General features: G+C 60.9%; 15 protein-coding genes. 2 read left to right on the forward strand and 13 right to left on the reverse strand.

What is annotated here, in order from left to right; all coding sequences use genetic code 11:
• Positions 1-549: 549 nt before the first annotated feature.
• The 7 genes from SR908_RS13175 to SR908_RS13205 form a co-directional block, all read right to left on the reverse strand.
• Entirely contained in the window at positions 550-3,339 is a 2,790-nt protein-coding gene (locus SR908_RS13175) for a tetratricopeptide repeat protein (RefSeq protein ID WP_246920619.1), read from the reverse strand.
• 49 nt (positions 3,340-3,388) lie between these two features.
• Positions 3,389-4,636 (reverse strand): alginate lyase family protein, encoded by a 1,248-nt coding sequence (locus SR908_RS13180; protein ID WP_245846362.1) that lies wholly within the window; start codon positions 4,634-4,636, stop codon positions 3,389-3,391.
• A gap of 39 nt (positions 4,637-4,675) precedes the next feature.
• On the reverse strand, positions 4,676-5,575 hold the full coding sequence (locus tag SR908_RS13185) for a polysaccharide lyase (protein WP_246920621.1): 900 nt from the start codon (positions 5,573-5,575) through the stop codon (positions 4,676-4,678).
• Positions 5,576-5,683: 108 nt separating this feature from the next.
• Positions 5,684-7,249, reverse strand: a complete 1,566-nt coding sequence (locus SR908_RS13190; RefSeq protein ID WP_097022504.1) for a PilZ domain-containing protein — start codon at positions 7,247-7,249, stop codon at positions 5,684-5,686.
• A 44-nt stretch (positions 7,250-7,293) separates the two neighbouring features.
• On the reverse strand, positions 7,294-9,228 hold the full coding sequence (locus SR908_RS13195; protein WP_097022503.1) for a glycosyltransferase: 1,935 nt from the start codon (positions 9,226-9,228) through the stop codon (positions 7,294-7,296).
• 219 nt (positions 9,229-9,447) lie between these two features.
• Entirely contained in the window at positions 9,448-10,794 is a 1,347-nt protein-coding gene (locus SR908_RS13200) for a UDP-glucose dehydrogenase family protein (protein WP_097022502.1), read from the reverse strand.
• Between the two features lie 486 nt (positions 10,795-11,280).
• Complete coding sequence (locus SR908_RS13205) at positions 11,281-11,880, reverse strand: LysE family translocator (RefSeq protein ID WP_040244184.1); 600 nt, start codon at positions 11,878-11,880, stop codon at positions 11,281-11,283.
• A 105-nt stretch (positions 11,881-11,985) separates the two neighbouring features.
• Here SR908_RS13205 and SR908_RS13210 point away from each other — a divergent pair, with 105 nt between their 5' ends.
• Positions 11,986-12,429: an Lrp/AsnC family transcriptional regulator gene (locus SR908_RS13210; RefSeq protein ID WP_097022501.1), complete on the forward strand. Its 444-nt coding sequence runs from the start codon at positions 11,986-11,988 to the stop codon at positions 12,427-12,429.
• A gap of 76 nt (positions 12,430-12,505) precedes the next feature.
• Here the strand turns inward: SR908_RS13210 and SR908_RS13215 are convergent, their stop codons facing one another.
• Positions 12,506-12,982, reverse strand: a complete 477-nt coding sequence (locus SR908_RS13215) for a peroxiredoxin (protein WP_246920624.1) — start codon at positions 12,980-12,982, stop codon at positions 12,506-12,508.
• 175 nt (positions 12,983-13,157) lie between these two features.
• On the opposite strand from SR908_RS13215, the gene SR908_RS13220 reads away from it, so the two are divergent.
• Positions 13,158-13,778 (forward strand): TetR/AcrR family transcriptional regulator, encoded by a 621-nt coding sequence (locus SR908_RS13220; RefSeq protein ID WP_075369997.1) that lies wholly within the window; start codon positions 13,158-13,160, stop codon positions 13,776-13,778.
• Positions 13,779-13,866: 88 nt separating this feature from the next.
• On the opposite strand, the gene SR908_RS13225 is transcribed toward SR908_RS13220, so the two are convergent.
• The 5 genes from SR908_RS13225 to SR908_RS13245 all read right to left on the reverse strand — a co-directional run bounded on the left by SR908_RS13225 (position 13,867) and on the right by SR908_RS13245 (position 20,553).
• On the reverse strand, positions 13,867-15,165 hold the full coding sequence (locus SR908_RS13225) for an MFS transporter (protein WP_246920625.1): 1,299 nt from the start codon (positions 15,163-15,165) through the stop codon (positions 13,867-13,869).
• A gap of 263 nt (positions 15,166-15,428) precedes the next feature.
• Positions 15,429-16,739, reverse strand: a complete 1,311-nt coding sequence (gene preA / locus SR908_RS13230) for an NAD-dependent dihydropyrimidine dehydrogenase subunit PreA (RefSeq protein ID WP_246920627.1) — start codon at positions 16,737-16,739, stop codon at positions 15,429-15,431.
• Positions 16,739-18,112: an NAD(P)-dependent oxidoreductase gene (locus tag SR908_RS13235; protein WP_246920628.1), complete on the reverse strand. Its 1,374-nt coding sequence runs from the start codon at positions 18,110-18,112 to the stop codon at positions 16,739-16,741. The genes preA and SR908_RS13235 overlap by 1 nt, the downstream gene beginning before the upstream one ends.
• Before the next feature lie 81 nt (positions 18,113-18,193).
• Positions 18,194-19,636, reverse strand: coding sequence for a dihydropyrimidinase (gene hydA / locus SR908_RS13240; protein WP_246920629.1), 1,443 nt, complete (start codon positions 19,634-19,636; stop codon positions 18,194-18,196).
• A gap of 50 nt (positions 19,637-19,686) precedes the next feature.
• On the reverse strand, positions 19,687-20,553 hold the full coding sequence (locus SR908_RS13245; RefSeq protein ID WP_246920630.1) for a nitrilase-related carbon-nitrogen hydrolase: 867 nt from the start codon (positions 20,551-20,553) through the stop codon (positions 19,687-19,689).
• Between the last annotated feature and the right edge of the window lie 141 nt (positions 20,554-20,694).

Here is a 20,694-nt window from a genome sequence, read left to right on the forward strand (position 1 = left end):
TTCCATTGCAGGGAAAGGATGAGTGTGGCTGATGGTGGGAGAGATCCCAAAAGATGACGCGCAAAAAAAAAGTCCCCAAGAAGGGGACTAGGGGAGCACGCCAGCTCACTCGGTTCATCGCTGTCGTTCAGCGACGCTAAAAGGGGTGAAGGTATCGCCTTGTGTCATGGATGACGTCCTTCGTGTCTTATAGGTAGCGAAGCGCGTGCCAAAATTTTAAATATTCTTTAAATACAGATATTTATTTAGTTTCTATGATAAGCAAGACGAGCGGCGCATGTTGTAATGGCGCTTTGGTGCGCCAATAGAAGCCATAAAACTGCCTCGGCGCACCAGGGATGGGCATGACTCTGGGCCTAAATCACCGAGAGTAGGCCACCGGACGAACCGGTGAGGTCGCATAGCGTCATCGAGTGTTGTCTCCTTGTCTTGTCGTGTGGCGGGGTGTCCATGACGAATGGCCCGACCAGTCTAGCGCGAAGGGCGGCGTCGCCGCCGCCCAAGTCACGCCAAGAAGGAATATCATGAGTCGCTGTCGTGACCGATTCCTCAGGAAGACGTTCTGTCAGCATCGCCTGCACGATCGACGTCACTGGCCACTTCGGCGGCCTGGCTGTTTTGAAGCAGATCGCGCATCGTCTTCAGTGCGGCTTGTCCCTTACTTTCCAGCGTCTGATCGAGCCAAAGCAGCGCCTGATCCTGGTTGGCATTCTCCAGCCCTTGTTGCCAGAGGTACGCTTTGGCTAGCGCGAGGCGTGCGGTGGGATGCCCTTGGCGCGCCGCGCGGAACAGATAGTTGGCGCCCTTGGTTTTATCCTGCTCGGTCACTTCGCCACGTAGATAGGCGCGCCCCAATGTCGCTTGGGCCCCGGCGTGGCCTTGCTCGGCTGCTGCGGTGAGCATGGACAGACCGCGTTTGGCATTCTGGGCGATGCCGTCGCGACCATAGAGCAGCGAGCGCCCGAGATTTGCCTGCGATGACAGGCTTCCCGCCTCGGCGGCGCGACTTAGCCACTCTTTCGCCTTGGCCGGGTTCTTGTCCACGCCGGTGCCGCTAAGATAGGCCTCGCCCAGAATCTGGGCGGCATAGGCGTTACCCCGCTGGGCAGCATGCGTCAGTAGTTCGATACCGCGCTGCGGTTCGCGCTCGACACCATGGCCCTTGAGATACGCTTGGCCTAGTGTCTGCATGGCGCCTAGGTTGCCACCTTGCATGGCACGCTCAAGGAGGCGTGCGCCACGTTCGGGCTCGGCGTCGACATCCTCGCCGTCGAGCAATCTCGTGCCTAGATCGGCGGTGGCGCCCACATGCTCACGCGCGACAGCGGCTTCCAGATATCTTATTCCCTTGGTCGTATTCCTGGGGAATTTGTCGCCTTGAAGGTAAGCGCGCCCCAAGGTGGCCGCAGCTCCCGCGTGGCCAGCTTGATAAGCCTTGGTCAGCCACTGGTTGGCTTTGTCGGTATCTTGCTCGAGGCCGCGTTCGCCCTTGAGATAGGCGCGTCCGAGATCGGTCATGGCGCCGGGGTTGCCAAGCTTGGCAGCATGGAGTGTGGCCTGAATGCTGCCATTGCCTTCGCCACGTTCACGGTACAAGCGTGCCAGGGCCTGACGAGCGGATTCGTGACCGGCGGCTTGGGCACGCTCGAGCCAGCGTGCGGCCTTGTCATAGTCGCGGGGAACTCCCGTCCCGTCACGATAGGCTCGTCCCAGCACGAGCATGGCATAGTCGTCACCCTGGTTAGCGGCTTGGGTCAGCAACGCGATGGCCTTGCCGTCGTTCTGACCTTTGAGTGGGCCATCGAGATAGGCCTTGCCCAGCACTGTCATGGCGGTAGTGTCCTCGGCCGACACGGCCTTTTCGAGCAGCGCCTGGCCGGCTGAGACATCGGCGGGAAGTCGCGTACCGTTGAGGTAGGCTTCGCCCAGCAGGCGTGCGGCATAAGTCTGGCCGGCCTGGGCTGCATCCTTGAGCAGTGTCTCGGCGCGTTGCGGGTTCTGGGCGACGCCGGTTCCCTTGAGATAAGCCTCGCCGAGCTGCGCTGTAGCATAAGCGCTGTCGGCCTGATGGCTGCGTTCGAGATAGTCGATGGCCTTTTGCGGTTGGGCTGCGATGCCGTGTTCGCCATCGAGATAGATATCGCCAAGCACTGCCAGGGCGAGAGGGTCTCCGGTGCCCGCGGCCTTTTCCAATAGGCGTATGCCTCGTTGACGTGATTGCGGCAAGGTCTCGCCGGCGAGATAAGTCCTGCCCAGAGTGATGGCTGCCTGGGGCGATCCCTGTTCGGCAGCTTTGGCCAACCACCTTTCGGCTTCTTCTGGACGTGACGACGACGCATCGTCATCGAGTAGAGCACTGCCCAAATGGGTCATGGCTTCGACATCACCGGCCTTGGCCGCCGTCTCGAGTATGGCCATTGCACCCGATCTATCACCATTCTTGAGCAAGGCCTGGCCGACGTCAGCGAGCACAGCGGGGTCGTCGGATTCCGCGGCCTTGTTCAACCAGCGACGTTGCTCGTCGGGGCGATGACCCAAGAGGCCGTCTTGGCTATAGAGAGATGCGAGATCGGTCATGGCGTCGACATCGCCTTGTCGGGCCAGCGAGAGAAGCGCGTCTTCATAACGCTGGGCGTAGGTCTGGACCTTGGCGGGATCGGCCTGGTACCAACCATCTTGCTGATAGGCATTGGCCAGCTCGCGCAGCGCGTCCGTGTCGCCGGCGTCGGCGGCCCGCTCGTAGAGGGACAAGGCACGCTGGGGATCGCGCTCGACCCCCTCGCCGGCGAGTAGCATTTCGGCGAGCGGTACGGCAGCTTGGTCAGCCTTGCCCTGGTCAATGCCTTGACGAAAAAGATGGAACGCCAAGGCGGGGTTCCTTTCGACACCATCGCCGTCTCGGTAGAGACGCCCCAGCTTGACCGAGGCATTGCCCAGCAACGCATTGGGCCGGTGCAGGACGTTGGCGTAGTACCGAGCCGCAAGCTCGGGATCGCGTGGTACTGCCTCGCCATTGTCATAGATTTTGCCGAGATAGTAATAGGCAGGCAGCAGACCTTCCTGGCCCAGAGCCTTGAACCTGGCGATCGCCTGGTCGTAGTTGCCTTTCTCGGCGGATTGGCGCGCGAAGTCCAGACGTCCCCAGTCCATGCCATCCATGTCGAGGGGAAAGCCACCGTCGAACCAGTCAGCGTACTGCTGGGGCACCGGGGGGGCGGCGTAATCCCGGGGCGCCTCGTCGAGGGCCGTACAGCCGCTGATGGCTATCATCAGCGGAGAAAGGTGCAGCAGCACCCGCCAGGGGGATCTGCCGCCATCTCGGTGGGGATGATTGAACATGGGGTTCCTCCGTGATCGTAGAGACGCTCGTCACTCAATTGGCGAGGCGTTATTGCAGACCCTCGAAAACCTGAGAGCGCTGTTTTTGCGATTCGGTATATGCCTGTTGTTGCGCATCGGGATCCATGAAGTACAGCGTCACGTACCCCCCGGCGCCGCGATTGGTGATGGGGCGCATCGTCTTGAGAAACTGTGCGAGCCGCGGGTTATCGACGTGACTGAGGTAGATCTCCATCCAGGCCAGATACTGATCGTCCTTGAGGAACTCTTTGTACTGCTCGTGCGGCGCCATGTCGCCAAGCGCCGAAGGGTCCTCGAAGATATCGATAGCGAAGTCCACGGCGTCTTCGATGGTGTATCCGTCGATTTCCTTGTCGAAGATGTCGTACCCCTGCCGTGAAATAATCTGCATGTTGGGTATCAAATAAAGCAGTGCGTAATTCTGGTAGTGACTGGCACGACGGCCACGTTTCATCTCGAGACGGAAGGCACCTTCCTTGGTCAGGTCGTGCAGGGCGGAATAGACCGCACTGACGCCGAAGCGGAAGAGCTCGTCGTCCTCGGTGAGCACGCCGATCATCGAGGCGTAGAGCGCGCGACGATAGAAGTGATTGTTGCAACAGCTATTATTGGGCTGCCCGGGGATCGCCTTGTGCTTGTAGGCAAGACGCCGCAGCCAGTCATTGACGCGCTGCTTTGAGTCGTCCATGCCGTCGACATCGCCGCGCACGACCGAGTAGGCGGTGGCGGCGGAGAAGATCATCGACTCGGTGGAGAACCATGCTTGCGGGTGGGCCTGGTCATAGTAGAACTGGGTCAACGCATCGTGCTGAGCCCACTTGTCGAGGAAACGGATCAGGCATTTCCCGTAATAGATGTCGCCGCTTGCGACATAAGCACCGGCCAGGTTGGCCACGGTCTTCTCGAACTGGAAAAGTGGCCCCGAGATTTCCCGCCATTCCTTGGGGTTGGGGTAGAAGCCCGGGATGCGGATCTTGGTGTCCAACGGCGGGACCTGTAGCAGCTGTTTGCAACTGGGTCCTGTTGCCAGCGCATCGACCTGGGCAAGCAGCAAGGGGTTCTCCGTGTGCTGCAGTTGCGTCATGCGTGCCTCGACATCGAAGTAGGAGGCATTGGTTTCCGTTACCTGATATTCGGAGAGGTCCAGTTTCTGCCGTTCTTCGATCGACATGGCGAGGGCCGGCAGTGCCAGGCCCATGGTTAGGAAAACAACCAGCAAGAGGCCAGCGCATTGGCGCATTCCGGCGTTGCGATCAGTGTCGTTGATGGTAGACATAGCGACTCGTTCGTGTGAGACAAGACGGCCAGTGCGCGATCAGCCCTGGCTGGTGTAGAAACGGAAGTCGGCGAAATCGGCGTGTTGATCTTTTGGTGTGCGCCAATCCTCGCCGTGGCCGCCGAAAAAGGTCGAGAACATCAATCCATCGGCATAGACCGCGGATTGTTTCCGGTAGACGATCCCGCGCTGTTCGAAAATGGGCTTGCCGTCGATCCAGACGCGGGCGATGCCATTGTCGCGTTGTGGGTCGTTGAGCACGATTTCTTGCTCGACCGTGACCCACTGTCCCGTAGGAAAATGCCAAAGGCCGCGGCCTACGGATTTGCCATAGTCGTTGTCCGCGTCCTTGTTGACGATGTACTCGTAAAGCTCGCCTTGGCCGTGACGGCGCCACATGAAACGCATCGAGTAGCCATCGCCGGTGACTTCATCGCCACCGCTGGGCGCATCGCCACCGTAAAGCCCCGGCAGTTTGCCGCCCTTGACGAACTCGAAATCTTGCGGGAAACGGACCTTGTAACGCAGGCAGGCACGTTCGGCTTCACTCAGGCCGGAAATAGTGGCGTAGAAGCCAGCGCCACCTTCTCCCTGATCGCTAGGGGCGGAGGTGCCCTCCGGATATGCGACCCGCAAGCCTGCTTCGCCAAGCCCGGTCTCGTTCGCCGCCAGGACCTCGACGTTTTTGGCCGTTCCCCAATCATCGTGAGTGCCAAAGGCCTGTCGAATGGCAGCTTTGCCGTCGTCGAGCATCGGCGGCTCGGGCTCGGCGACCAAGTCATAACGCTTAGAACATGGCGCCGCGCGTGGAATTGGCAGCGGCTCGGCCGTTGGTTCGTCATCGTCTGCCTGAGTCGCCGGTATGGCGAGCATCAGGGCCGATGCCGTCCCCACCAGCAGGAGCGGCGCGAGACGGCTGGAGGTGCTGAAGTGCCTCATGGATGTGTCTCCTGGCGCATGACCGGGACGGACGTCAGGCCGTCACCGTCGAAGGGAATTGGTGTGCGAGCCGAGGTTTCGTTGTCAGATAAACCTCGGCACCGCCTTCTAGGATGATGCCGACGTGCCTTGAGATTCGGCTGAATCCCCGGTATCGGGATCGTTCAGCGTCGCGTCGGAGGTTTCGTCGTTGTCGAGTGAGTCGATGGCTGACGCTAAAAGCTCCTCGAATTCCTGAACCACGGCACGGCCGCCTTGCCAGACCCACTCGGCGGTGGCGTCGACCACTGGGGCCTCGCTGAAGCGCACGTCGACCGGGACACCGACGGTGCTGGCCGGCAACGGCTCTTCGGGTACCAGAAGCACACTGGCGACGTTCTGTTGCTGGCGTACCCATTTGGGGAAACCGGCGCGCGGCTGGCGCTCGACATCCAAGGAGACGGTGCGCACCTGGGCCTGGATGGGCTCGGAGGCGTTGGGCAAGGCGATGTAGGCGGTCTGGTGCGGTTCGATTCGATCGATATCGTCCATGTGCACCAAGGCCTCGACCATGATGTCGTTTGCCCCGGTCTGGGTGAGCGTCATGATGCGCTCGCTCTGGTTGATATAAGTCCCGCCCGAGCTACTGCGCGCCCAGGCGACCAGGCAGTCGCAGGGGCTGTAGATGACGTTTTGCGACATGCGTGCCTGAAAGGCGTCGATCCGTGAGCTCTGGTAGTCGGTGGCGGTCTCGAACTGATTGATACGCACATGTGCCACTTCCGGCGGCACGCTCTCGAAGTCGGCCGGCGTGCCGTTGGCGCCGGAGTCGTCGGACGGAATGTAGACCTGGTCGGTGTCCGGCGAGGCGATGCGGTCTTTGAGGTTTTCTATCAGTTGCTTGTCGTAGTTGAGCGATGCCTTGGCCAGAATTAGGTCCGTTTCGAGTTCGCTGTTCTTTACACGTACCAGTTGCTTATCGCGTTCGACACGGTCGCCAGCCTCGAAGTCGTGCTGGGCAAGAATGCCCGAGCCGGGCGCGCGAATGTCGATGCGTGGCGCGGTGACGGCGGCGAAGTCCGGTTCGATGAGCATGAAGTTACGGTAAGCAGTAGCCGCAATCACTGCCGCCAGAACGACGATGCCGAGTAGTAAAGCCGTGTAGCGTCCCCATGGCTTGCGTCGTTTCGCCGCCGGTTGTGCAGTGTCCGAGGTCCGGCGTTTGCGAGGCGTCTGCGGATCATTGCTGGTGATCAAGTCTTCCACCGACGCATGCTGGCCGCTCAGGTGGGCACGGATAATGCGCCGCAGCAGTTCACGATGACGACGCTCGATGCGTGTGATCTCGAAGGCCAGTTCGTGCTTCTTGCCGTCTTCGGTTTTCTGATTACGCAGCATCCTGGCATTGACGGGGACGATCAACTCTGCCGTACCGGCGGTCAGCAGCAAAGAAACGGAAATGACGCTGTCGTAGGGGAGTGGCTCGTCGCTATGGACGGAGAAGCCGCCCAGAGACAGGTCGTGGCCGACCAGTGTACTACCGCTCGGGAAACGTACTTCGAAAGGCACATCGAGGCGAACGTGGCGCCGTTCGTCGCGGCGCTCGTGATTGATCTGCGCGCTGGTGTCGTGAGCAGTGTCGCCCGATGGCGAGGTGTCGGGGCGGTCCGGGTCGCGCTTGTTGTCATCGCTCATGAAGGTCTCCTCCTTGGTCCCTTGATCCTTGTCAGGAATACTCGTTAGCCACGCTGGGCAGCGGCGCGACGCACGTCGATGTCACTTAGAGTGATCGTGCCTGATGCGATTTCCAGGCGGCATGGGTTGGCATCTTGGCAGACGAGATGTCCGGTCTCGCTCAGTGTCCGCCCGCGTGAATCTTGCACCTGACCGGCGAGGCTTGGGCTCAAACGCATGATTGTGGGTAGCTCCCCGTCGTGTCCGATGAAGGTTCGGGCACGCACTTTGTCGATTTTGACGAGTTGCTCGGTGAAGCGCTTGCCGACTCGTAAGGTGCCCGCCGGAAGCTGCACGCTGCCGCCCTGGGGGGCGTCGGAAAGCGACAGGGCTAGCCAATAGCCATCGTCGCTGTGCTTCGTGTCACGGCCTTCCAGTATTTCGCTTTGTTTCTCGAGGATGGTGACTGCCATACGATCCGGCGGTGCCAAGACGTGCACCACGATCGCCAGGCACAGCACCAGCGCGGTGGCATAGAGGCCATGCATGACGTGGCCCATGCGGCGCTGGCGCCGCGCTGCCTTGGGCGAGCTGGGCTCGCCGGCGGAGATTCCCTGGCGTGACCAGGACTGTCGATTGAAGCGGAAGCTGACGTAGGTCTTGAGCAGGGCGCCGCCGACCTGGTTGTAATAGAGAAGCGGCACCCATAGCAGACTGAAGCGACCGTGCTGAAGTGCTAGAACCGTGGCGGTCACGGTACGGGTGAACAGGATCCACAAGAGATAGGCGAAAATAAACGACGGGCGTACGAATAGCGTCAGCATGATCGCGACCGTGGGGCCGATCAGGGTGGTCCACATCGAGAGGCGCTGATCGACCAGGCTCCACCAGGTGAAGAACCCCATGGTTTTGGGGCCCAGCGCAATGGCGCGCCCGCTGGTACGCAGCATGTTTCCGTACCAGCGACGCATCAGATCGATACTGGACTTGAAGAAGCGCTTCCTGTCGGGGAGCTCTTCAAAGCCGGCGACATGGACGTCGGGAATGTAGAGCATCTTCCAGCCGTGCTTGAGCAGCCAGAACCACGTCGACTTGTCGTCACCGGAGAGAAACTTGAAGTTACCGAAGCGCCAGTGCTCGATATGGTCGTTTTCGACCAGGTCGATGAAGCCAGGCTGAGTGGCCAACTCGGCCCGGAAGGCACTATAGCGTCCGGTCAATACCAGCAGGCGCTCGGAAACTGACATCGAACTCATCACCAAATGACGCTGAGCGTAGCGCAGGTCATACCATTCTTTGGTGACATCGCCGCCGTGGACGTAGGCGTGGTTGTTGGTGGTCAGTGCGCCGAGATCGTCCTTGACGAAGAAGAACGACAGCGAGCGAGCAAGTGTGCCCGGCTCGATCTGAATGTCGCCGTCCATCGAGATCATCAGCGAGCGGTGACTCGGCATGCGTCGTGAGATGGCGCGGAGCACTTCGGCCATCGCCGAGCGCTTGCCGTCGCCTTTCTGGAACATGTAGGAAATCTCGATGTTGGTCGGCCAGCCGTTCTCGGCCATCACGTGATCGATGACATCGACGTCGCTGCGGTCGGAGATTGCCGCGAAGATGGTCGTTGGCACGCCGTAATCGGCCGCGTCGCGGACCAGCGCGTCGTAAACGGAAAAAGTGACCTCGGGATCGATGCGGAACGAGGTGCACAATACGTACAAGGCGTCAGGGCGATACCGGGACTCGGCGATATCTGCGCGCTGGCGAAGCGCCGGAAACACGCGGCGGTTGTACCACATCGCGCGAGTGGCCAGTGTGAACCACCATGAATAGCGCCAGGCCCCGATCACGCCGATGGCGAGTATGAAACTCTTGGAGCTGGGAGAGAAAACCTCGGGAGGCAGTTCGAATACGAGAATGATGACAAGCGACAGCAGGAGCAGCAGTGTCGTCAACTCGGTGACCCGGCTGGCCCGCGAGCGTCCGTTACGCTGGTTCAGCGGCATGACGAACCTTCCTTGTGTATCGAGGGGCTGTGAGACAGGTGTCGTGACGTGCCGCACGGCCTTTCTCTTAATGAGTGGCGACGGGGACCCCGACGCCGCACGATCACCGATGCCATGACGGTTCACGCGCGCTTCAGCACGCGGTCAACCGTCGATGGCATTGGCTTGTGTCGTGAAAGAAGGCCGGCCGTCTACGGCCGGCGAAGTGACATGACCGCCTCAGGCGGCTTGACGTCGCAACGAATCGCCCCGGCCCATGGCGTAATAGAGAAGCCCTGCGGACTTGACGCTCTGGGGGTCGAACAGGTTGCGCCCGTCAACGACCACTGGCGTACGCAAGGTCCGCTGAAGATGATCGAAGTCTACCGTCCGGAAGGCTTTCCACTCGGTGCAGATCACTAGTGCGTCGGCCCCTTCCAGGGTATCGTTGCGCCGTGTGGCGAGGATGAGATCATCGCGCTCGCCGTAAATCCGGCGACATTCCTCGGCGGCTTCGGGATCGAAGGCCTGGACCTTGGCGCCGCGCTTCCAGAGCGCTTCCATCAACTCGCGGCTGGGGGCTTCGCGCATGTCATCGGTATTCGGCTTGAAGGCGAGGCCCCAGAGGGCGATGGTCTTGCCTTCGAGGTCGCGGTCGAATGCCTGATCGAGCTTGTCGAAGAGTTTCGTTTTCTGACGCAGGTTGACGGCCTCGACCGCCTCCAGCAGTTGTGCCTCGTAGCCGATTTCGGTGGCGGTTTGACCAAGGGCCTGAACGTCCTTGGGAAAGCAGGAGCCGCCGTAGCCGCAGCCCGGGTAGATGAAGTGATAGCCGATACGTGGATCCGACCCGATGCCGTGGCGGACGTGTTCGGCGTCGGCACCCAGATGTTCGGCAAGATTGGAAATCTCGTTGATGAAGCTGATCTTGGTGGCGAGCATGGCGTTGGCAGCGTATTTGGTCAGCTCGGCACTGCGCATATCCATGAACATCAGCTTTTCATGGTTGCGGTTGTAGGGGGCGTAGCACTCACGCATACCCCGACGGACGGCTTCCGAGTCGGTGCCGATAATGATGCGCGCGCCCTTGGTGAAGTCCTCGATGGCCGCGCCTTCCTTGAGGAATTCCGGGTTCGAGCAGACGTCGAAGTCGATCTCGGCGCCTCGAGCTTCGAGTGTGCGTTCCAAGACCTCGTGGACCTTGTCGGCGGTGCCCACCGGTACGGTGGACTTATCGACGACCACTTTGTATTCACTCATGTGTTTGCCGATGGTTTCGGCGACCTTGAGTACATATTTGAGGTCGGCGCTGCCATCTTCATCGGGAGGGGTGCCGACGGCAATGAACTGGAGCATGCCGAAGTGCACGGCGCTTTCGGCATCGGTGGTGAATCGCAGGCGCCCGGCTTCTCGATTGTCGCGAATCATCGACTCGAGTCCGGGCTCATAGATGGGAACTTCGCCGCGATTTAGGCGGGTGATCTTGTCCGCGTCGACGTCGACACAGACGACCTCATGGCCGACATCTGCCAGACAGGTGCCCGTGACCAGCCCGACATAGCCCGATCCAAAGATCGTTATCTTCATCTCAATACCTCTCCATGGTGTTTTGCGTTTTCACGTTTCATTGCGCAGGACAGACCCGAGGGTCTGTCGCAAGAACTAGCGTGCCGGGTCGCAGTTTTAGCCCAATCCTTGGGGCTCCCGGGGGACGACGAAGATGCCATGTCTTCGTGCCGAGTTGTTTCTGTTTTCGCGACGGCTATCTCTATTGCGTCGCATCACCAAGCTTGACTCGAGAACATCCAGCTCTCATGAAACGGGGCCAAAGTTTCCCTTGGGTTGATACAGGTTAAACAATGTAATTTTTGGTAACCGTTCTTATCGTAGAGCGCGTATTTTCGTTGGTCAAACGTTGCCAAGCTTTTTTGCATGTTTTTCTTATGTTCGATGAAGTGCCATGAGGTACCGGATGGCTCTGGGAAGAGGGCGGGGTGACGATGGCCGGATGCACCCCCAGCCTTTTGTAAAGAAGCGTCGCTTGCCTAGTTTATGTGTCCGCGATGATGCTTCTTACCCACCGATACCCAACACCGGATAAAGCGAGGCCACGAGCAATGCGGCCATGGCGATATTGAATGCGCGGCGACGCCGGGCGCTTGAGAGCCACTGGCGAACCACCGTGCCCAGCCAGGCCCAAATTGAAATCGCCGGGAAGCAGACCAGGGCGAAGGCAGCCGCCACCAGCATGATGGACAGTAGCGAGCGGTCGGGCGCGTAGAGCGTGATCGCCGACAGGCCCATCGCCCACGCCTTGGGATTTACCCACTGAAAGGCTGCGGCTTGCCAGAAGGTCATCGGTTGACCACCGGCCGCCGTGTCTTTCAACGGCGCGGCCGTGGCGACTTTCCAGGCTAGCCAGAGCAGATAACCGATGGAAATGACCTCCAGGACGTTACGCAGGAGGGGAAAAGCGTCAAACAGCGCCATCAGCCCGATACCGGCCATCAAGGTCAATACGGTCAAGCCACCGACGATGCCGATCATGTGCGGCACTGTTCTGCGAAACCCGAAGTTGGCACCGGAAGCCATGAGCATGAGGTTGTTCGGCCCCGGGGTCGCGGTGGTGACCAGCGCGAAGCCCAGCAGGGCAGCGAGTGTGGGGAAATTCATGGACGATCCTCTCTTTGCACGTGGTGTGAAATTTTAAGAGAATCGTGACGCAATATTGGCCCTTATATCGTCGTTTTCGCGCGTTTTATGCAATGAAGGAATGAAATGGATGCTGTAGACCGCAGGATATTGCAAGTGCTTACGCAGGATGGTCGTATCAGCAACGTGCAGCTGGCCGAGCGTGTCGCGCTATCTCCTTCGGCATGCTTGCGTCGTGTCCAGGAACTCGAACGCACGGGCGTGATACGCGGCTATCGCGCGGTGACCGATCCCCAGCGCATGGGGCGTGGGTTCGTGGCCTATGTCACCGTGGGGCTGTCATCGCACACCAAGGCTGCTCAGGAAACCTTCGAGCGTGCCATGTATGTCGCTTCCGACGTGGTCGAATGTCACAACATCGCCGGCACGTTCGAGTATCTCTTGCGAGTCGAAAGTCAGGACCTGGCAAGCTACAAACGCTTTCACACCGAAATGCTGGGGACGCAGCCCCATGTCAGTGCGATCACGACGCATATCGTGATGAGTTCACCGAAAGACGAGCGGCGTTAATCGGTCGGCCGGTGCCCGATGCACCGGCCGAGGAAGGAAGCAGTAGCGAGCATCGGCAGGACGCCGATGCATAGTCTTATAGATTGGCGAGGATGGTTTCGGCGCTGCTCTTCTCGACGCCCTTCTCATCGACGCCTAAGTAGCTCACCACGCCATCGTCGACGATCATGGCGTAACGCTGGCTACGTGTTCCCATGCCGGCGCCGCTAGCATCCTTCTCCATGCCGATGGCGCGAGTGAAGTCGGCATGCCCGTCGGCGAGCATGGTAATCGCCTGGGCGTTTTGATCCTGCTGCCAGGCGCCGAGCACGAAAGCGTCGTTGACGGCCAGGCAGGCGATGGCGTCCACCCCCTTGGCGAGAATGTCGTCGGCATTGATCACAAAGCCCGGCATGTGGGTGTTGGAGCATCCTGGCGTAAACGCGCCAGGCACCGCGAACAGCACCACACGCTTGCCAGCGAAGAACTCGCCGGTATCGAAGTCTTCCGGACCGTTGGCGCCATTGGTCTTGAGAGTGATGCTGGGTAGCTTGTCGCCTTGTGCGATGGTCATAGTGAACTCCTTTAGGTGATCGGTCCTGATTATTCACAGTGCGCTATTAGATCGGCATATCGCAACCCTCGGGTATCCGGTAAGTCTTGCCCGTTGAGGCGCGTGGCGCCAAGTGTGGTGAGAGCGGTGGTAGACTCGCCTAATAGCGTGAGGGCACAACCGGATTGAGAGAGCAATGGCCAGACGAAAAGGATGGATTCGTCAGCAGAACGTGGAGAAGATCCTGCTGGCGGCGGAGCAGGTGTTTGCCGAGAAAGGATATGCCGGTGCCTCGATGGGGGAGATCGCGCAATTGGCGGGGCTTCCCAAGTCCAACGTGCACTACTACTTTTCCACCAAGGAAGAGCTGTACCGCGATGTCTTGCTCGAACTCCTCGAGGTGTGGAAGCAGGATGCGCTGTGCTTCGAGCTTTATGACGATCCGCGCATCGTGCTCTCAACTTACATTCGCGCCAAGATGAACCACTCGCGCGGCCGCGCGGCGGGGTCCAAGGTCTGGGCAGCCGAAGTCATGCAAGGGGGCGCGGTCATCGGCGATTCGCTTCGCGATAACCTCTACGAATGGGCCAAGCTCAAGGAAGCGAAGATACGTGAATGGGTCGAGGCAGGGCAGATCTGGCCTGTCGAGCCGTCCTACTTGCTGTACATGATCTGGGCATCAACCCAGCATTATGCCGACTTCGATTACCAGATTTATCTCCTCAACGATGATGCGCCCCTCGACGACACCCAATTCGAGCATGCAGTGCAGTCGGTGACGAGTGTCATCTTGCGTGGGATAGGGCTATCGCCGTGACAGGCCGGAGCGTATTCAGATGGCGCGCATCAGAACGCGTCGACGACTGCATCGACCTGTAGGCTCAGTCTCTGTAGACCTCCGCCGCTCAGTCTTGCCCTTTAAGAGCCTCGACCAGTCGCTTGCGCTCATGCTCCTCGTAGAAGCTGGGGTCGTCGAAGAGGTCTCGCTGATGACCATTGAAGATCATTGCCAGGGCTTCCTGACTGGTCTGCACCATGGGCTCGAAGTGTGCCGTCTCGCCGGAGATCATGCTCGACACGTGGCGGCGACGATAGGTCGCGTATATGGCTAGCAGTGTCAGCACGCCGGCGATGTAGAGGGGGAGCGCCTGGGTGCCGAAGACGTGCATGGCGACCCCGGCGAGAATCGGCGCCACGGCGCTGCCGGCGCCCTGTAGAACCAGCATGTCGGCGGAGCCGGAGACCACTTCCTCGGGTTGCAACTGGTCGATCAACTGGGCGACGGCGATCGGGTAGAGCGAGAATGACAGCCCGCCCCACACGAAGTACAGCGCGAACAGAGTCAACTGACCGGGGGCTAGCGGCATCAGTACCGCGACGCCCGCAGCGAGCAGCGCCACCCAGGTCAGCACCCGCGGGCGGTCATGCTTGTCCGAGAAGCGTCCGACAGGAATCTGCAGCGCGGCGCCGCCGAGAATCGCGATACTCATCACCAGCCCGATCGACCCAGTGTCGAAACCGAGCTGCTGGGCATAGATCGGAGTCATCGCCCAGAAGGCGCCCATCGCCAGCCCAGACAGTGCGGAGGCGGCGACCGCCAGAGGCGCGAAGCCAAGCAGTGCCCTCAAGCTGCTTTTGGGACGATCGGAGAGCACCGGCTGGCTGCGTCGGGTCATGGTGATCGGCAGCAGCGCCCAACTGATCAGGATCGAAGCCAGTGCGAATAGCAGGAAGCCCTCGGGGTTGTCGAGTCGCAGGATCTGCTGGGCGATGGCGATCGCACCCAGGTTGACCACCATGTACATGGCGAAGACCCGGCCACGCTCGTGGGCGGCGGCCTGGCTGTTGAGCCAGCTCTCGATCACCGTTACCAGGGTGACGAACGCCAGCCCGTAGAAGAAACGCAGGATTAGCCATACCCAGGGGTCGACGAATATCAGGTGGAGCAGCGCGCCGGAGGCGCAAACCGCTGTGCAGAAGGCGAAGGCGCGGATGTGCCCTACGCGGCGGATAAGCCATGGGCTGAACCAGGTGCCGCAGATGAAACCCGCGAAGTAGCCCGACATGATGATGCCGACCAGTGTGGTCGAGAATCCTTCGCTGGTACCACGTAGGGTCAGCAGGGTGTTGATCAGTCCATTGCCGAGCAGCAGCAACGCGACGCTGCCGAGCAAGGCCCGGATCGGGCGCAGCAGTGATCGCATGCGAGTCTCCTTGTGTCGCCGGCATGGCGCTCCTTTATAGCTTTGCAGTTACCGTGCCAGTTGGCGGAAATGGGCAAAAACAGCTTGAATCACTCGTGCAATCGCGCGGCGGGTTCCAAGGTATGGGCTGCCGAGGTGATGCGGGGGTGCAGGCGGTGACGGGCCGAACATGAAAGTGCAGACATCACCCCGGTGGGGGCGATGTCTGTCGTTAAACGTGAATGGACCTTTCTCTGGCAGGCTCAGAATGGATGCCGAGTAGCCTAGTTGGTCGCCGTGACGCTTTCACGAAATGGATTGCGCGGGTCTTCGTTCCAGCTCATGTAGGGCTTGTCGCTTGGCTGCGGCACCATGCTGATGCAGTCCTCGACCGGGCAGGTGATCTGACACAGGTTGCAGCCCACGCACTCCTCCTCGATCACCTCGTAGCGCCGCGCGCCGCTGGCGTCGATCAGCTTGGCGATCGACTGATGCGAGGTGTCCTCGCAGGCGATATAGCAGCGACCGCACTGAATGCACTTGTCCTGGTCGATATGGGCAATGGTCTGGAAGTTCATGTCCAGATATTTCCAGTCGGTGGTGTTGACCACTGCCTTGCCGGAAAACTCGGCGAGACTACGATAGCCCTTCTCGGCCATCCAGCGTGCCAGGCCGTCCTGCATTTCCTCGACGATGCGAAAGCCGTGGAGCATGGCGGCGGTACATACCTGCATCGCGCCGGCCCCCAGCGCGGCGAACTCGGCGGCGTCGCGCCAGTTGGAGATGCCACCGATACCGCAGATCGGCAGGCCTTGAGTCTCTGGATCGCGGGCGATCTCGGCGACCATGTTCATGGCGATCGGCTTGACCGCCGCGCCGCAGTAGCCGCCGTGGGTGCTCTGGCTGCCCACGGTGGGCTTGGCGACCATGTTGTCCAGATCGATCGAGGTGATCGAGTTGATGGTGTTGATCAGCGAGACCGCGTCGGCGCCACCGCGCAGGGCGGCCTGAGCGGCTACGCGAATGTCGGTGATATTGGGCGTGAGCTTGACGATCACCGGCTTGGAGTAATACTGCTTGCACCAGCGCGTGACCTGCTCGATGAGGTCGGGGTTCTGACCCACCGCGGCGCCCATGCCGCGCTCGGGCATGCCGTGGGGGCAGCCCAGGTTGAGCTCGATGCCGTCGGCGCCGGTGGCTTCCACCCGCGGCAGGATCGCCTGCCAGCTCTCCTCGACGCAGGGCACCATCAGCGAGACGATCAACGCGCGGTCGGGCCAGCGCTTCTTGACCTCGGTGATTTCGCGCAGGTTGGTCGCCAGGCTGCGGTCGGTGATCAGCTCGATGTTGTTGAAGCCCAGCACCTCGCGATTCTTGCCGAAGTGCGCCGAGTAACGCGACGACACGTTAACCGCGGCCGGGTCTTCGCCGAGGGTCTTCCAGACCACGCCACCCCAGCCGGCTTCAAATGCACGCTCGACGTTGTAGGCTTTGTCGGTGGGCGGGGCGGAGGCCAGCCAAAAAGGATTGGGCGAGCGAATGCCGGCGAACTCGATGCTTAGATCGACGTCGGGCTTTTGCGCGAATGCCTTCATTACGCGACCTCCTGCTGGGCCATGATCTCGTTGTGGATGGCCTGGGCGGCCAGCTTGCCGTGCTGCACGGCCTGGACAGTAAGGTCCTGACCGGCCGCGATGCAGTCGCCGCCGGCATACACGCCGGCAAGGCGAGTGCGAAAGTTGCCGTCGACCTCGATCTTCCCGGCTTCCCGGCCGAGCTGGCTGGCACGAACGTCGCTCAGGCTGGCGTCATCGAAGGCCTGGCCGATCGCCGTGAAGACCGCATCGGTGGGGATGTCGAGAGTTTCGCCGGTGGCGGCGAGGGTGTCGCCGTGGGGCTCGGTTCGCGCGAAGCGCATGCCGGCCACGCGTCCGGTGGCGTCGAGCAGTACCTGTTCGGGTTGGGCCCAGGTGATGATACGCACGCCGTTGGCCTTGGCGATCTCCTGCTCGTGGCCGGTGGCGGCCATCGCCTCAACGCCGCGGCGATAGACCAGGGTGACTGCGCCGGCACCCAAGCGGGCCATCTGCACCGCCATATCGATGGCGGTATTGCCGGCGCCGATCACTACGCAGCGCTGGGCCAGCGCCAGGTCGCCAATGTCCTCGCTCTGGCGTAGCTCCTTGATGTAATCGGTGGCGGGCATTAATCCCTCGGCATGTTCCCCGGTCAGGCCGAGCTGACGGCTGGTGCCTAGGCCCAGGCCCAGGAACACCGAATCGTAGTCACGCCGCAGGCTCTCGAGATCGAAATTGTCACCCAGGCGCTTGCCGTGACGGATCTCGATGCCACCGATCTCGAGCAGGAAGTCGATCTCCTTTTGTGCATAGTCGTCGACCAGCTTGTATTTGGCGATGCCGTATTCGTTGAGTCCGCCGGGCTTGGCCTCGGCCTCGAAAATCGTCACTTGGTGGCCGAAGGTGGCCAGCCGATGGGCGCAGGAGAGCCCGGCCGGTCCGGCGCCGACGATGGCGATATGCTTGCCGGTATCGGCGGCGCGGAGGAACGGGTGGGCGTCGAAGTGCATGTGATCGACGGCATGACGTTGCAGTAGGCCGATCAGCACTGGCTGGCATTCGGTGTCGTGGTTGCGCACGCAGCTCTGCTCGCAGAGGATCTCGGTGGGGCAGACGCGGGCGCAACTGCCGCCGAGAATGTTCTCCTCGAGGATGGTCTGGGCGGCGCCGTTGATATTGTCCTCGGCAATCTCGCGGATGAAGCGCGGGATGTCGATATCCGATGGGCAGGCCTCGACACACGGGGCGTCGTAACAGTACAGGCAGCGCTGGCTCTCGATGAACGCCTGACGCTGGGTCAGCGGCGGGTGCAAATCGCTGAAGTTGGCCTCGAGCGAGTCACTATCGCTGCCATGGCCGGCACGGGGTAGGTGATCCAAGGGATGAGTCACGGTATAACTCCTTCGCCCGACCGCCAACAGGCGGAGCCTGCTGGCGGAAGTCGCTCATTATTATTGGCGTGAACTAAAGGCTCAGCGCTCGACGGCAGTGGCCGCGTTGCGTTCGGCGCGTTTCTTGAGTACGTCGTAGACGCCGGGGTAGGCGGGCCGCTCGATGTAACGGCCGGCACCTTTCTCGGCGCGTAGTTCTTGACCATCTCGCCAGACCCACTTGCCCTGGCTAATTGTGTGGCGCGGGATGCCGCGCACCGTCTTACCCTCGAAGATGTTGAAATCGACGTTCTGATGGTGGGTCATGGCGGAGATCGTGCGCGTGGCGTTGGGGTCCCAGACCACCAGGTCGGCATCGGCTCCTTCCTGGATCGCCCCCTTGCGCGGGTACATGTTGAAGATCTTGGCGGTGTTGGTGGAGGTGACAGCGACGAAGTCCTGCATCGAGATGCGGCCGCCGTTGACGCCTTCGTCCCAGATTACCGCCATGCGATCCTCGATCCCGGCGGTGCCGTTGGGGATCTTGGTAAAGTCGTCCTTGCCCATCGCCTTCTGATCGTCGCAGAAGCAGCAGTGATCGGTGGCAGTGGTCTGCAGGTTGCCGGACTGCAGGCCGGTCCACAGCGCGTCCTGATGCTCTTTGCTGCGAAAAGGAGGGCTCATGACGTGGGCGGCGGCCTTGGCCCAGTCCGCGTTGCGATAGACGCTGTCGTCGATCATCAGGTGCCCGGCGAGACATTCGCCGTAGACCGGCTGGCCCTGGCGGCGCGCGTAGGTGATCTCGTCGAGCGCGTCCTTGCATGACACGTGGACCACATAGATCGGCGCGCCCAGTGTGCCGGCGATGCGAATGGCGCGGCTCGCGGCTTCGCCCTCGACCTGCGGCGGGCGCGACAGCGGATGCGCTTCGGGACCAGTGAGTCCCTGGGCGAGCAGCTTCTGCTGCATGTGATAGACCAGTTCGCCGTTCTCGGCGTGCACGGTGGGCACTGCGCCGAGTTCCAGGCAGCGGGTGAAGCTGGCCACCAGAATATCGTCGGTGGCCATGATGGCGTTCTTGTAGGCCATGAAGTGCTTGAAGCTGTTGACGCCATGTTCGCGCACCAGTGTGCCCATGTCTTCGTGGACGCTGTCGTTCCACCAGGTCACCGCGACATGGAAAGCGTAATCGCTGGCGGCCTTTTCGGCCCAGCCGCGCCAAGTCTCGAAGGCCTCCATCAGTGGCTGGCCGGGATTGGGAATCACGAAGTCGATGATCGTGGTGGTGCCGCCGGCGAGCCCGGCGGCGGTGCCGGTGTAGAAGTCCTCGCTGGCCACGGTGCCCATGAACGGCAGTTGCATGTGGGTGTGCGGGTCGATGCCGCCGGGCAATACGTACTGGCCGCTGGCGTCGATCACCTCGGCGTCGGCTGGTGCTTCGAGGTTGATGCCGATAGCGGCAATCTTGCCGTCCATGCAGAGCACATCAGCGCGATAAGTATCGTCATGAGTGACGACGGTGCCGCCACGGATCAGGATGGTCATGGTCTCACCTTTTGTAGTTGTCTTCTTGTGCTCGTCGTTGCTAGCCGCGGCTATTCGCCATCGGTTAGCCGCGTATACGTCTCGGGCCGGCGATCGCGGAAGAACTGCCAGGTGTTGCGAATCTCGCGAACCATCGCCAGGTCGACTTCGTGAATCAGCAGCTCGTCCTCGCTAGCGCTAGCCTTGGCTTCGATCTGGCCGCGCGGGTTGGCGATGTAGGAGTTGCCGTAGAACTCGCCAATATTCCAAGGTGCCTCGGTGCCGACGCGGTTGATGGCAGCCACGAAGCAGCCGTTGGCGGCGGCCGAGGCGGGTTGTTCGAGCTCCCACAGGTATTGCGACAAGCCGGCGACGGTGGCCGAGGGGTTGAAGATGATCTCGGCGCCGTTGAGTGCCAGGGCGCGCCAACCTTCGGGGAAATGGCGGTCATAGCAGATATACACGCCGATCTTGCCGTAGGCGGTGTCGAAGACCGGCCAGTCGGACTTGCCGGGCTTGAAGAAGTACTTCTCCCAGAATCCGGCGACCTGCGGAATGTGCGTCTTGTGGTACTTGCCGAGGTAGCTACCGTCGGCGTCGAATACTGCCGCGGTGTTGTAGTAGATGCCTGGGGCGGTTTCCTCGAAGATGGGCACGATGATCACCATGTGATGCTTGGCCGCGAGTTTCTGCATCATCTGGCAAGTCGGCCCTTCGGGGACCTTCTCGGCGGCGGCGTACCACTTCTTGTCCTGACTGGGACAGAAATAGGGTTGATTGAAGACTTCTTGGAAGCACAGCACTTGAACGCCGGCTTCGGCGGCCTGCTCAATGTACGGCAAGTGCGCCTCGTTCATGGCGTCGCGGATAGCGGCCGGCTCGAGGTCGGTCTCGACCTTCAAGGCCATCTGAATCAAGCCGATCTTTACTTTTTCCATCAATCGATCCTCATCTTGTGCTTGTTGTTAACGCTCGTCGTGCGTCGTTCTGCATTGATGCGGTTTTATAAAACCTGTCTGTAGAGTCAGGATGATAAGAAACTAGTCCCTACCAAGGTGTTCTTTCAAGATTTTTTTGAA

The organism is Chromohalobacter canadensis, assembly GCF_034479555.1.
Classification (GTDB): domain Bacteria; phylum Pseudomonadota; class Gammaproteobacteria; order Pseudomonadales; family Halomonadaceae; genus Chromohalobacter; species Chromohalobacter canadensis.